Origin of the sequence: Pseudomonas sp. S3(2024) (assembly GCF_036861315.1) — a bacterium.
GTDB lineage: Bacteria > Pseudomonadota > Gammaproteobacteria > Pseudomonadales > Pseudomonadaceae > Aquipseudomonas > Aquipseudomonas putida_A.
Genome location: NZ_JAZAQQ010000007.1, coordinates 200,322 through 213,554 on the forward strand (window position 1 = coordinate 200,322; position 13,233 = coordinate 213,554).

General features: G+C 61.0%; 9 protein-coding genes. 1 reads left to right on the forward strand and 8 read right to left on the reverse strand.

Annotated elements, in window-relative coordinates:
• Nucleotides 1-25 precede the first annotated feature (25 nt).
• A complete protein-coding gene (locus VLA07_RS19095; protein WP_027613701.1) occupies nt 26-343 on the forward strand; it encodes an SCP2 sterol-binding domain-containing protein in 318 nt (105 codons plus the stop codon).
• Nucleotides 344-576: 233 nt separating this feature from the next.
• Here the strand turns inward: VLA07_RS19095 and VLA07_RS19100 are convergent, their stop codons facing one another.
• From VLA07_RS19100 to VLA07_RS19135, 8 genes are all read right to left on the reverse strand, one after another.
• Nucleotides 577-2,151 (reverse strand): ABC transporter ATP-binding protein, encoded by a 1,575-nt coding sequence (locus tag VLA07_RS19100; protein ID WP_333990519.1) that lies wholly within the window; start codon nt 2,149-2,151, stop codon nt 577-579.
• 1 nt (nt 2,152) lies between these two features.
• The gene (locus VLA07_RS19105; RefSeq protein WP_333990521.1) at nt 2,153-3,175 is read right to left on the reverse strand and encodes an ABC transporter permease; all 1,023 of its coding nucleotides are present in this window, start codon (nt 3,173-3,175) and stop codon (nt 2,153-2,155) included.
• A complete protein-coding gene (locus tag VLA07_RS19110) occupies nt 3,175-4,239 on the reverse strand; it encodes a microcin C ABC transporter permease YejB (protein ID WP_333990522.1) in 1,065 nt (354 codons plus the stop codon). The genes VLA07_RS19105 and VLA07_RS19110 overlap by 1 nt, the downstream gene beginning before the upstream one ends.
• Nucleotides 4,226-6,076, reverse strand: a complete 1,851-nt coding sequence (locus tag VLA07_RS19115) for an extracellular solute-binding protein (protein ID WP_333990524.1) — start codon at nt 6,074-6,076, stop codon at nt 4,226-4,228. The genes VLA07_RS19110 and VLA07_RS19115 overlap by 14 nt, the downstream gene beginning before the upstream one ends.
• Before the next feature lie 226 nt (nt 6,077-6,302).
• Entirely contained in the window at nt 6,303-8,945 is a 2,643-nt protein-coding gene (locus tag VLA07_RS19120; protein WP_333990527.1) for a TonB-dependent receptor, read from the reverse strand.
• Between the two features lie 116 nt (nt 8,946-9,061).
• The gene (locus VLA07_RS19125) at nt 9,062-9,565 is read right to left on the reverse strand and encodes an RES family NAD+ phosphorylase (RefSeq protein WP_027613695.1); all 504 of its coding nucleotides are present in this window, start codon (nt 9,563-9,565) and stop codon (nt 9,062-9,064) included.
• Nucleotides 9,562-10,038, reverse strand: coding sequence for an MbcA/ParS/Xre antitoxin family protein (locus VLA07_RS19130; RefSeq protein ID WP_330206076.1), 477 nt, complete (start codon nt 10,036-10,038; stop codon nt 9,562-9,564). Before VLA07_RS19130 ends, VLA07_RS19125 begins: the two co-directional genes overlap by 4 nt.
• Nucleotides 10,039-10,307: 269 nt before the next feature.
• Complete coding sequence (locus VLA07_RS19135; protein WP_333990529.1) at nt 10,308-13,229, reverse strand: TonB-dependent receptor; 2,922 nt, start codon at nt 13,227-13,229, stop codon at nt 10,308-10,310.
• Nucleotides 13,230-13,233: the final 4 nt, after the last annotated feature.

Consider the following 13,233-nt stretch of genomic DNA (forward strand, 5'->3'; position numbering starts at 1 on the left):
CTATTACCCAAGAAAGGATCGAACCATGACCTCCGTAGCTGATGCCGTAAAAGCGATGCAAGCCAAGTTCAACCCAGCCGCTGCTGCCGGTCTGGATCTGGTTTTCGGTTTCAACATCACCGACGAAGACAAGCACTACGCGCTGATCGTCAAAGACGGTACTTGCGACATCCAGGAAGGTGAAAACCCGGACGCCAACTGCACCCTGGTACTGGACAGTGCAACCCTGAAAGACATCGTCAGCGGTGAAACCGACGGCATGCAAGCGTTCATGGGCGGCAAACTGCGCGTTGAAGGCGACATGATGCTGTCGATGAAGCTGTCCGAGCTGTTCCCGTCGTAAGACTTGGTTCGGTTTGAAGAAAATCCCGCCCCTGTGGCGGGATTTTTGCGTCTGACTCCCAGGTTTCGTCATAAACAGGTCATAGGTGGGAGGGGGCTTGCTCCCGAAGACGTCGGATCAGCCACAAGTTTTGCCGCCTGTCACACCGCTTTCGGGAGCAAGCCCCCTCCCACATTGGTCACGTGGCGCACCATAAACCGTGGCATGCACCTTCTACTACATTGGAGCTGTCATCAACCAGCAAATGATGCCGCCAACAGCTCCTGCGTATACGGATGCTGCGCATCGCTGAATAGCGCACTGGTCTCGCCACGCTCCAACACTTCGCCATCCTTCATCACAATCAGGTCATGGGCCAACGCCCGTACCACCGCCAGGTCATGACTGATGAACAGGTAAGTCAGCCCGTGCTCTTCCTGCAGCCGCCGCAATAAAGCAACGATCTGCTTCTGCACCGTGCGATCCAGTGCCGAGGTCGGCTCATCGAGCAGAATCAAATCAGGCTTGAGCACCAGCGCCCGAGCGATGGCGATCCGTTGCCGCTGGCCACCGGAGAACTCGTGCGGATAGCGATGTCGGGTCGCCGGATCGAGACCGACTTCGCGCAGCACATCAATCACCGCCTGCTCACGCTCGGCAGCATTCAAGTCGCTGTGTACCTGCAAGCCCTCGGCAATGATCTGCGCCACACACCGGCGCGGGCTGAGGCTGCCGAACGGGTCCTGAAACACCACTTGCAGGCGTTTGCGCAGTGGCCGCAGTTGCTTGCCGCTCAACTGCTCCAGCGTCTCACCGGCAAAGCGAATGCTGCCCTCGGCGTCGATCAGGCGCAAAATCGCCTGACCCAAGGTCGACTTGCCCGAGCCCGACTCGCCGACAATCCCCAGCGTTTTGCCGCGCTGCAGATTCAGATCGATGCCCTTCACCGCGTCCAGCCAGGTTTTGCGCCGCAGCCAACCGCCGCTCAGAAGAAAACGCACCTTCAGACCGCGCACCTGCAACAAGTCCTGCGCCACATCTCGACGCAGCGCTTCACCCCCCGGCTCCGCATTGAGCAATTCGATGCTGTACGGATGCTGCGGCGCACGGAACAGCTGCTCGCACGACGCCTGCTCGACGATCCGCCCACTGCGCATCACCGCCACCCGCTGCGCAATGGTGCGCACCAGATTCAGGTCATGGCTGATGATCAGCAGCGCCATGCCCAGGCGCTGCTGCAAGTCTTTGAGCAGCAACAGAATCCTGCGCTGCACCGTCACATCCAGCGCCGTGGTCGGCTCGTCGGCGATCAGCAGTTGCGGCTCGCAGGCCAGCGCCATGGCGATCATCACCCGTTGGCGTTGACCTCCGGAGAGTTGATGCGGATAGGCCTTGAGCCGTTCGCGCGGTTTCTGAATCCCCACCAGTTCGAGCAGTTCAAGCATCCGTTCACGGGCTTGCGCGCCGGCCAGGCCTTTGTGCAGCGCCAGGCTCTCACCGAGTTGCCGCTCGATCGTGTGCAGCGGATTCAGCGAGCTCATCGGCTCCTGAAAAATCATCGCGATGCGGTTGCCCCGTAACTGGCGCAGATAGCGCTCATGCACACCGAGCAGCTCTTCACCGGCATAACGAATGCTGCCGTCGATCCGCGTGATGTTCGGGTCAAGCAATTGCAGAATGCTGTGGGCGGTCACCGATTTGCCGGAGCCAGACTCCCCGACCAGCGCCAGGCATTCGCCCGGACGAATATCGAGGTCGATGCCATGCACCACAGGCTGGCCGTTGAATGCCACACGCAGGTCGCGGATTTCAATCAGGTTATCGCTCATCTCAAGCCCTCGGATCATAAGCATCTCGGCAGGCCTCACCGATGAACACCAATAGAGAAAGAATCAGCGCCAAGGCAAAAAACGCCGTCAGCCCCAACCACGGCGCTTGCAGATTGCTCTTGCCTTGGCCGATCAGTTCGCCCAGCGAGGCGCTGCCGGCGGGCATGCCGAAACCGAGAAAATCCAGCGCCGACAAGGTCGCGATCGCCCCGGTGAGAATGAACGGCAGATAGGTCAGGGTCGCGCTCATGGCGTTGGGCAGGATGTGCCGACTGATCACCTGCGCGTCGCTGACACCCAGCGCCCGCGCGGCTTTCACGTATTCCAGACCGCGGCTGCGCAGGAACTCGGCGCGCACCACATCGACCAGACTCAGCCAGGAAAACAGCGCCATGATCCCCAGCAACCACCAGAAATTCGGCTCGACGAACCCGGACAGAATAATCAGCAGATACAACACCGGCAGCCCCGACCACACTTCCAGCAACCGCTGCCCGAGCAGATCGACCCAGCCACCGTAATAGCCTTGCAAGGCACCGGCCGCAATGCCGATCAGCGCACTGGCGGCGGTCAGTGCCAAGGCAAACAGCAGCGACACCCGCGTACCGAAGATCACCCGCGCCAGCACATCCCGCGCCTGATCGTCGGTGCCCAGCCAGTTCTCGGCGCTCGGTGGACTCGGTGCCGGTTCAGTCAGGTCGTAATTCACCGTATCGAAACCGAACGGGATCGGCGCAAACCACATCCGCCCGCCCTGCCCCTCGATCAGTTGCCGCACCTGCGCGCTGCGATAGTCCGGCTGGAACGGCAGTTCGCCGGCGAAATCCTGTTCGGTGTAGCGCTTGAACGCCGGGAAATACCACTGGCCCTGATACTCGACCAGCAGCGGCTTGTCATTGGCGATCAGCTCGCCGCCCAGGCTCAGGCCAAACAGCAGCAGGAACAGCCACAGTGACCACCAGCCACGTCGATGCGCCTTGAACCGCGCCCAACGGCGCTGTCCTATGGGAGATAAGGTCAGCATCAGGCAGTCCTCGCGGTGAAGTCGATGCGCGGGTCGACCAGCGTGTAGCACAGGTCGCCGAGGAGTTTTATCAGCAGGCCGAACAGGGTGAAGATGAACAGCGAACCGAACACCACCGGGTAATCGCGGGACACCGCCGCTTCGTAACTCAGGCGACCGAGGCCATCCAGCGAGAAGATCACTTCGATCAGCAGCGAGCCGCCGAAAAACACCGTCACCAGTGCCTGAGGCAGGCCGGCCACCACCAGCAGCATCGCGTTGCGAAACACATGGCCGTACAGCACCTGACGTTCACTCAGGCCCTTGGCCCGCGCCGTCACCACATACAGCCGCGAGATCTCGTTGAGAAAGCTGTTTTTGGTGAGGATGGTCAGCGTAGCGAATCCGCCGATCACCAGCGCGGTGACCGGCAACACCAGATGCCAGAAGTAATCGGCAACCTTGCCCCACGGCGACAGGTCGGCGAAGTTGTCGGAGACCAGTCCGCGTACCGGAAACCAGTCCAGCGCGCTGCCGCCGGCAAACACGATGATCAGCAGCAGCGCAAACAGAAACCCCGGCATCGCGTAGCCGACGATGATCGCCACGCTGCTCCAGACATCGAACGCCGAACCGTTGTGCACGGCCTTGCGAATGCCCAGCGGAATCGACACCAGGTAAGTGATCAACGTGGCCCACAAGCCCAGTGACAAGGTCACTGGCAGCTTCTGCCAGATCAGCTCGGTGACGCTGGCACCGCGGAAAAAGCTCTGGCCGAAATCCAGTTGCGCGTAGCTTTTGAGCATCAGCCACAGGCGCTCACCGGCCGGTTTATCGAAGCCGTACTGACGCTCGATGTCGGCCACCAGTTTCGGGTCGAGCCCCCGGGTGGCGCGGGATTCGCCACCGATGGTTTCAACATGACCACCGCCCACCGCCGCGCCGACACCAATGCCCTGCAACCGCGCGATCGCCTGTTCCACCGGGCCACCCGGCGCGGCCTGCACGATGACGAAGTTGACCAGCAGAATGGCGAGCAACGTCGGCACGATCAGCAGCAGACGCCGCAGGCTATAACCCAACATGGGCGTACTCCTTTTGCTGTTGCTGCATCTGCGTGGCGGTCAGCGCGGTCGGGCTGATTTCCCACCAGGTATCGAGTCCGGCGTCATACAACGGCGCAGTCGCCGGACGACCAAAACGGTTCCACCACACCGTGGAAATTCCCGGTGGGTAGTAATTGGGAATCCAGTAATAGCCCCACTGCAACACCCGATCCAGGGCATGGGCATGGCGCAGCAGGCTTTCGCGGTTGTCGGCCTGCACCAGCCCTTCAAGCAAGGCATCGACCGCAGGATCACGCAGCACCATGTAGTTGTTCGAGCCGGGATCGTCGGCGCCGTCGGAGCCAAAGTAATTGAACATCTCGCGCCCCGGCGCCTGACTCACCGGGTAGCCGACCACGATCATGTCGTAGTCGCGGTTGCGCACGCGGTTGGTGTATTGCGCGGTGTCGACCTGGCGAATATCGAAGCCGATACCGATCTGCGCCAGGTTGCGCTTGAACGGCAGCAGCAGCCGTTCAAAGCCCTTCTGACCGTTGAGAAAAGTGAACTGCAGCGGCTCGCCATTGGCATTCACCAACTGATCACCACGGGGTTTCCAGCCGGCGGCTTCCAGCAGCTTCAACGCTTGCAACTGCTCGGCGCGGATGTTGCCGCTGCCGTCGGTTTTCGGCGCTTCGAAGACTTGGGTAAACACCTCGTCGGGGATCTTGCCGCGCCACGGCTCGAGGATTTTCAGCTCCTCGGTATCCGGTAACTCGGTGGCCGACAACGCACTGTGCGAGAAGTAACTGCGCTGGCGCAGGTACATGCTGCGCATCATTTGCCGGTTGCTCCATTCGAAATCCCAGAGCATGGCGATCGCCTGCCGCACCCGACGATCCTGAAACATCGGCTTTTGCAGGTTGAACACGAAACCCTGCGAACCTTGCGCAGCACCCGGCGCCAGATGTTCGCGAAGCAATTTGCCCTGCTCCAGCGCCGCGCCGGCATAGCCGATGGTGTAGCTGGTCGCGGAAAACTCGCGGTTGTAATCGAAGCCACCGGCCTTGAGCACTTGCCGGGAAACATCGGTGTCGGCGAAGAACTCCACGCTCAAGTGATCGAAGTTATAGAGGCCGCGAGTGATCGGCAGATCCTTGGCCCACCAGTCGGCAACACGCTGGAATTTCACGCTGCGCCCGGCATCCACGGCGCTGATCCGGTACGGGCCACTGCCCGGCGGGATTTCGAAACCGGCGCCCTCGGCGAAATTGCGCGTACGCCACCAATGTTCGGGCAGCACCGGCAGCGTCGCCAGATCCAGCGGCAAGGTACGGCTGTCGTTGTTCTTGAAGTTGAAGCGCACTTGCGTCGGTGACTCCACCAGCACTTCGGCGACGTCACGAAACTGCTGGCGATATTTGAGGCTGCCCTGAGTGGTGAAGAGCTCGAAGGTGTAACGCACGTCTTCGGCAGTGATTGGCGTGCCGTCGTCGAACCGGGCCTCGGGATTGAGGTAGAAGCGCAACCAGCGGCGATCCGCATCCAGTTCCATCTGCTGCGCCACCAGACCGTAGACGCTATAGGGTTCGTCCTTGCTGCGATAGGCCAGCGGCGCGTAGAGCCAGCCGTCGATGTCGGCGACGCCGGTGCCTTTGTCGATGTACGGAATCAGGTGATCGAACGGGCCGCTTTCCAGTGAGGAGCGGCGCAGCGTCCCGCCCTTGGGGGCGTTGGGGTTGGCGTAGGCCAGGTGTTGAAAGTCCGGGGCATATTTGGGGGCTTCGCCGTAGACCGTTAACGCAGGTTGCGGGGCGGCCGAACTGAATGGGCTTGAGAGCGCAAAAGCGCTGAGCAGAATGAGCCTGGATAGCATTGGCAGATCCTTTCACAAGGTGTTGCTACTGGCCTCTTCGCGAGCAAGCCCGCTCCCACAAGGAAGTTGTGCTCACCGCAGATTCCCCCTGGGAGCGGGCTTGCTCGCGAAGAGGCCAGTACAGTCACCAAACCTTCTGCCTACCTGTGATGTGCAACAGGCCGGCGATTTTTATAGGGCAGGCTTAGATCAATAAGTGACTAAAACCCGCCGCCTCTGGGCATTCTCAGAACTTGTAATTGACCCGCGTGTACAACGTCCGCCCGAACGGGTCGCCGTATTTCGGGTCGTAGCCGCTCTGGAAGGTGTAGGTCTGGTTGCTGAACGGTGGCTCGCGGTCGAACAGGTTCTTCGCGCCGAGGGTCACGCTGAGGGTTTTGCGCCAGGTGTAGGTGCCGGCCAGATCCCAGACGTTGTACGAGCCAACGTAATCGTGGGTCTCGCGGTCGGAGTCGTGGTAACCGCTGGTGTAGCGGTTGGTCAGGGCGATACCGTAGGGGCCGTAATTCCAGCTGCCGGTCAGGCTGTGGCGCCAGCGGGCCACGGCACCGGCCGAGGAAAAGTCGCCCCCACGGAAATCGCCGAGCTTGTCGATGTAGTCGCCCTTGAGCTGCTGCTGGTACTCGTAACGGCTGACATAGGTGCCTTGCAGGCCGATGCCGAAGTTGCCGTACGGAGTGCTCGGCAAACGGTAGTCGAAGCTGACGTCGACGCCATTGGTCTTGATCTTGCCGAGGTTGGCCAGCCCGGTGACGATGTGATCAATGGAGCCGTCCGGCTTGCGCACCAGGCGCTCGGGGTACAGCTCCGGGTTCTCGAACACCGCCGATTCCGGGAATTCGGCGATCTGGTTGGCGATGTTGATCCACCAGAAATCCAGCCCGGTGCTCAGACGCTCGAATGGTTGATAGACGAAACCGAGGGTGACGTTGCGCGCGGTTTCCGGACTGAGGTCCGTATTGCCACCGGTGCGGCTGTAAAACTGCTGGGCGCAGTCGCGGTTGGCGATCCCGCCGTTGCTCGGGTTGCCACCGGCACACAGTCGCGGGTCGTTGTAGTTGGCGACGGTGAACGTGGTGAAGTTCGGGTTGTACAGCTCATACAACGACGGCGCGCGAAAACCTTCACTGTAGGCGCCGCGCACCACCAGTTCCTTGAACGGTTGGAAGCGGAACGAGTACTTCGGGTTGGTGGTGCTGCCGAAGTCGCTGTACTTGTCGTGGCGCACGGCGGCGGACAATTCCAGGCTGTCGAGCACTGGTACGTTGACCTCGGCGTACTGCGCCGAGACGCTGCGATCCCCGGCGACGCTGGCATTCGGGTCGACACCCAGGCTCTGCACATCGGCGGCGAACTGGGCGAAGTCCTGATGGAAATCTTCCTTGCGGTATTCGCCACCCAGCGCCAGTGCCGAAGGGCCGGCGCCGAACCAGTCACCGATCTCGCGGCTGACACGCCCGTCAATCGCCTTCACCCGCCCCACTGCCGTCGAGTAATCGCCGTCCACCGCATTGGCCGCCAGCAGCGCCTGCCCGGCAGCGGTCTGCGCGCCAAACGGGTTGATGATGCCATTGGCAATACCGGCGCTGACGGCGCGGTCATTGACGTAGCCGGCCTCGATGGCATTGACCACTTTGTTCTGGTTGTACGACGCGCCGACGTTGTAGTCCCACCCAACCACGCTGCCATCGAAGCTCAACAGCAAACGCTGGCCGGTGTTGTCGTCTTCATGCTGACGCGCGCCTACGGCGGTTTCGCGCCAGTTCACATCCACCGGTTGCGTCGGGTCGAGGGCGAAACCGTTGGGGCCGGGAGTAATGCCGTTACCGGGATAGAACGTCGTGCCGGGATTGACCTGATTGCCCATCAGCGTACCGGGGCCGATCTGCGTGCGGTTTTCATTGCGTGCCCAGAAGTATTCGAGGCTGACGTTGTGATCATCCGCGAGCTTGCCGGTGGCTTTGGCGAAAGCCGAGGTCTTCTCGGTTTCCGGCACCAGATCGAGGTAGTTCCACAGGCTCTGGCGGCAGATGCCATTGCGCGCCAGCAACCCCGGTGCATTGCAAGCGGAACTGGCCAGTGGATTGGTGGCGTTGCTGCCCTGACTCCAGTTGGCCGGCGATGCGGTGCCGGAGGTGTAATCGAGGCCGCGTCCCGGCTGATAGTTGTAGGTGTAACCACGGTCTTCGGCAGCCAGTCGTTGCTGCTTGTCATGACTGACCACGCCGAATACGTTGAAACGGTCATCCTGCAAATCGCCAAAACCCCAGCTGCCGCTGAAGTTACGACTTTCCCCACCGCCGGCATGGGTCGGCGTGTCGTAGTTGGTGCTCAGTTGGCCTTCGGTGAGGCTGGTCTTGGTGATGAAGTTGATCACCCCGCCGATCGCATCGGTGCCGTACAACGCCGAAGCGCCGTCACGCAGGACTTCGACGCGATCAATGGCGGCGAACGGAATGGTGTTCAGGTCAACCCCGGAGCCATTGATCGCATTGGTCGCGTTGTTACTCAGCCGCCGGCCATTGAGCAGTACCAGCGTCTTGTTCGGGCCGATGCCGCGCAAATCGGCATACGACGCCCCGCCGCTGCTCGAACCCACCGAACGACCGGAGCCGACCGAGGACTGGTTGGCGGAAATCCGGCTGACCAGTTCTTCGGTGGTGCTCACCCCCTGCTCGCGCAGTTCTTCAACTCGCAGAATGGTGACCGGCACCGCGGTTTCCGCATCTACCCGGCGAATCGCCGTGCCGGTGACTTCCACCCGTTGCAACTGGGTCGTGGGTTCGTCGCTAGCGACTGCCGGCAAGGTATTGATCGCCAGCAGCAAGGCCAGGCTCAAACGGGATCTAACGGGTGAAAAATGGATCATGAACAGCCATCCCTGCGTTTTGGTTTATGCAGGGATGTGCAATGGACAGCAGGGTTTTATAGAGCTCGATTTAGACCGTTGGGTGATGAGGTTATGCAAAAAATGGCACGTGTGGATCAAGCCAGCTCCATCTCCCTCAGCAACCGTGTATCCAGCCCGAATCGCTCCTGGGAAACCATCCTGAACTGCCCTTCCGCCAATTCGCAGCTCACCAGCAGATTCCACGAGTGCCGGGTTGCCGCCGAAGGGATCAGTACAAACGGATGCTCTGCCAACAACGCATCGGCGAACAATTGTTGATTGGGGGAAGGCTTGGCGGGGCTCAACCAATAAGGATTCGGCACATCCTCCGGCTGGACGATTTTCACTTTTGCTTCGCTGACGACCTCAAAACACGTGAGCACATAAGGTTCACTGTCCAGCGCATCAAAGCTGTGATTGGCTGCCACCTCCAGAATGGCCGACGACGGATCGACTGATGCATAAACGACTCGCCGCCCGGGTATGTTCCATCGGCCACCATTGAGATTCGAACCCATCCCGCTGTCCCACGTCCCGCCATAAACCTCGGGGTCCAGCCGCCAGGCATACCAGTGCTCGTCCCAGGGCAAGGGATTCATGTGTAAACCCCGTATATCAGTTGCCCCAGATACTGCTCCACCATCTGAAACCCCAGTGAATGCCGAATAAACTCCACCGGTACGCGACCGTTCAGGTAGGTGCTGGGCTTGCGCAGCCACTCCTCGGCCCGTGACTGCCTCCCGAAGGCGCGAGTGGCCTTTTCCAGCACCAAGGCATATTGGTAGGCGACGACGCTCTGCTGCGGGTCAAGCCGTACCTTTTTACCTTCCTTCAGTAACCGGCGTACGGTGCTGACCGACTTGCCGGTGATGCGTTTGACCATGTCGCCTTGCAGATAAAGCTCAGAGGTTGAAAGCATGTTGACGACATCGTTCAGCTCAAAACCTTCGTCGGTCAGGTCAACGATCAGAAAGGCATCGTCACCTATGTTCCGGCCATTCACGAGCAAGTCGACAGGTCTGCCCTCGGCCCTCTTCACCCCCGTCAGCCGGGGTACCTTGACGCTGGGCATCGTGACCTCCTCCATGGGGCATCTGGCACGATCGGTGCGCCAGTGAAGGCGATGGGAATAAGCAGGCGTTTCGTATTCGAGGTGGGGAGTTCGCATAATCCATCCGTTATCAGAGGCCTGAGCGTCCAAGCCGTTTACGACTTCAATGTCATGTCCGATGCTATAGATCGCACTTCCGACGACCAACCTGAGAATGTCGTCGGAAATATCCCCGCTTCTGCGAAATCCAGACCTGTTTCCGTAGGACATTACCCACGAATACCGCGCGCTCAACTGCCGAAGTGATAACTCACATCCAGCCACCACTGCCGCCCGTACGGGTCATAGTTACCGGTCGGGTAATACGGCCAGCCAGCCGAGTCATCGTGTTTGATCTGGTTGAGCACGTTGTTCACGGTCAGGCCGACGCTGGCGCGGTCATTGAGCTTGTATCGCGCACTGGCGTTGAACACCGCCCACGGCGACAGGCGCCCGTCACCCGCGCCGTTGGTCACGGAGCCGTAGCGAATGCCCATCAGCGTCGCCGTGGCCTTCTGGTAATCCCAGGTCAGGCTGGCGTTGACCTTGCTGCGCCAGTCGTAGTTGGTGCGCGAGGTGCGCCAGTCCTGAGTCGGTGCTTCGTCCGACTCCTTGTAGTAATGCGATAGCACCAGGGTGTAGCCCAGCGCCGAACTGAACGCCCCGTACTGACCGGCGCCCCAGCGGATGTTGCTCTTGAAGTCCAGACCGCTGACCCGCTCGCTGGCGGCGTTGATCGCGTTGACCCGCACCCGTTGCAACTGGTTGGGGTCAATCGCCGCAGTGCCCGGGTTGCGGTCGATGCGTGCCAGGGTCGATTGGCAGTTGGCCGAATTGATGTCCTGGGTGCCGTTGCGGCATTCGTTCTCTTGCTGCAACAGGCGATTTTCGTCGACGGTGGTCAGCAGGTCATCGATCTCGACCCGCCAGAAATCGGTGGAGAAATCGAAATTGCGCGACGGCGACCAGACAAACCCATAGGTCCAGGATTTGCCGCGCTCGGACTCAAGATCCGGGGTGCCGCTCTGGGTGTAGTCGACCCGCCCACGATCACACGCGCCCTGCACGCCCTGGCTGCAGCCGTAGTAGTCGATCTGCGCCGGGTAGTAACCGTTGCTGTCGGACTGGTAGATGTAGTTCAGGTCCGGTGCACGGAAACTGGTGCCGTAACTGCCGCGCAGCAAAAGACTGGTGATCGGGCGCCATTCGAGGCCGAGGTTATAGGTTTTCTGCTGCTCGCTGCGGCCGCTGAATTTGTATTGGTCCCAACGCCCGGCGGCGGTGGCCAGCACGGTGTCGGTGACCGGAATACTGAACTCGCCGCCCGCCGCGTAGCGCTTGCGCGAACCGCCGGAGCTTTGCGCCGGGCTCACGCCATAAAAGGTGCCGTTATTCAGAGCGTCATCCGGGTCGACGCGATATTCCTGCTTGCCCGCTTCCAGCACGCCGGCAAATCCCACCGGGCCGGCCGGCAGGTCAAACAAGTCGCCATTGATCGAGGCGTTGTAGCTGGTGGAAACCGACTTGCTGCGCTGGGTCAGGTTGCTGCGAAACTGCTCCCACTCTTGTGGCGTCAGCGGGCGATCGAGGCGCGAGGCGTCCGGGGCGAACACCGGATAACCGCCACTCACGCCCAATTGCGGGCCGAGGTAGAAATCCTGAATCGATGACAGCGGCGTGTAGCGCGTGGTGCGAACACTGCGATATTCCGAGCGGTTGGCCGCCAGATCATAGCTCCAGCCGGTGTCGGCGATCTTGTCCGAGAGGCCGAGGGTGCCGGTCCATGAAGTGTCGGTCCACTTGCTGTTGTTGCTGGTGCGACCACCGATTTCCTCTTCACCGTAACGGCGATACCAGCGCTCAAGATTGCCGCTGTTCTGGTTGATGAAGTCCGGCGAAGTAAAAGTCGGGCCACGGGTGTTGTTCTGGATGTGATCGAGGCCATACATCAAGTCGGCAAACACCTGACCGCTGTCGCTGAAGTGCCAGGTGCCGCGGGTGTAGCCGTCGTAGTTTTCCTTTTGCGTCTGGATCGTCCAGTAATCGTTGTACATCTGATCGGTGCGGCAACGACCCGCGTTGTTCAGCAGCTTGTTATCGAAAGTGCCTTGATAGGCGCCGCAACCGGGGCCGAGGTAGCGGTTGTTGCTCAGGTCGCGACGGTAACCGACATCCGCCAGCGGGCCGCTCTGCATGAAGCCGCGATCGTCGGCCCAGATCGGATCGCGGTTGGTCAGCTCCAGGCCGAACAAGCCGTCGAAGTCACCCCAACTGCCACCGCCGCTGATTTGCAGGCGCTGATTGTCGCCACCGCCGCGCTCGCTGGTGCCGCCCTTGAGATTGACGTCGATGCCATTGATCTGCTTCTTGAGGATGATGTTGACCACGCCGGCAATTGCGTCCGAACCGTAGATCGCCGAGGCGCCGCTGCTGAGAATTTCGATACGTTCGATGACTGCCGAGGGAATGTTCGCCAGGTTGGTGAAGTTGACCTTGCCATCGTATGGCGTCGGGTAATCGGCGACGCGCCGGCCGTTGATCAGCACCAGCGTGTGATTGGGGCCGAGGCCACGCAGGTTGATTGCGCTGGCTGCTGGCTGCCAGGTGTTGCCGTAGTCCTCGCCCTGGGTCATGCCGGTGTTTTGCGTCTGCGTTGCCAAGGCGTCGTAGACGTTCTTGTAGCCGCGCGCTTCCATTTCTTCATGGGTGATGACGTTGACCGGGGTCGCGCCATCACTCTGTGCACGGGCGATTCGCGAGCCGGTGACGGTGACTTTTTCCATGCGGTAATCGGCGCTGGTCGCCGGGGCCACGGCACTGACTTTGGCCGCCACCGGTGTGCTCGCCGCGCCTTCACGCACGCTCAGGCCCTGGGCACTTTGCTCGACTTGCAGGCCGCTGCCGAGCAAGGCCTTCTCGACGGCCTGACGCCCGCCCAACGCACCGCGCACGGCACTGCTGCGTTTGCCTTGCACCAGATTCTGACTGAAGGAAATCGGCACGCCGGTCTGGCGTGAGATATCCAGCAAGACCTCATCCAGCGGGCCGCTGGCGATGTCGAAGGTGTAGACCTGGGCCGCAGAATCCTGCGCATACACCGCGATCGGCCCCAGCCCCATCGCCAGTGCGGCGGCGAGGGTCAGGCGCGGTAATTGTTGTTTGAATGAAATCATCAAG

Coding starts and splice junctions, on each gene's coding strand:
- VLA07_RS19095 (WP_027613701.1), top strand. CDS start 26: ATGACCTCCGTAGCTGATGCCGTAAAAGCGATGCAAGCCAAGTTCAAC.
- VLA07_RS19100 (WP_333990519.1), bottom strand. CDS start 2,151: ATGAGCGATAACCTGATTGAAATCCGCGACCTGCGTGTGGCATTCAAC.
- VLA07_RS19105 (WP_333990521.1), bottom strand. CDS start 3,175: ATGCTGACCTTATCTCCCATAGGACAGCGCCGTTGGGCGCGGTTCAAG.
- VLA07_RS19110 (WP_333990522.1), bottom strand. CDS start 4,239: ATGTTGGGTTATAGCCTGCGGCGTCTGCTGCTGATCGTGCCGACGTTG.
- VLA07_RS19115 (WP_333990524.1), bottom strand. CDS start 6,076: ATGCTATCCAGGCTCATTCTGCTCAGCGCTTTTGCGCTCTCAAGCCCA.
- VLA07_RS19120 (WP_333990527.1), bottom strand. CDS start 8,945: ATGATCCATTTTTCACCCGTTAGATCCCGTTTGAGCCTGGCCTTGCTG.
- VLA07_RS19125 (WP_027613695.1), bottom strand. CDS start 9,565: ATGAATCCCTTGCCCTGGGACGAGCACTGGTATGCCTGGCGGCTGGAC.
- VLA07_RS19130 (WP_330206076.1), bottom strand. CDS start 10,038: ATGCCCAGCGTCAAGGTACCCCGGCTGACGGGGGTGAAGAGGGCCGAG.
- VLA07_RS19135 (WP_333990529.1), bottom strand. CDS start 13,229: ATGATTTCATTCAAACAACAATTACCGCGCCTGACCCTCGCCGCCGCA.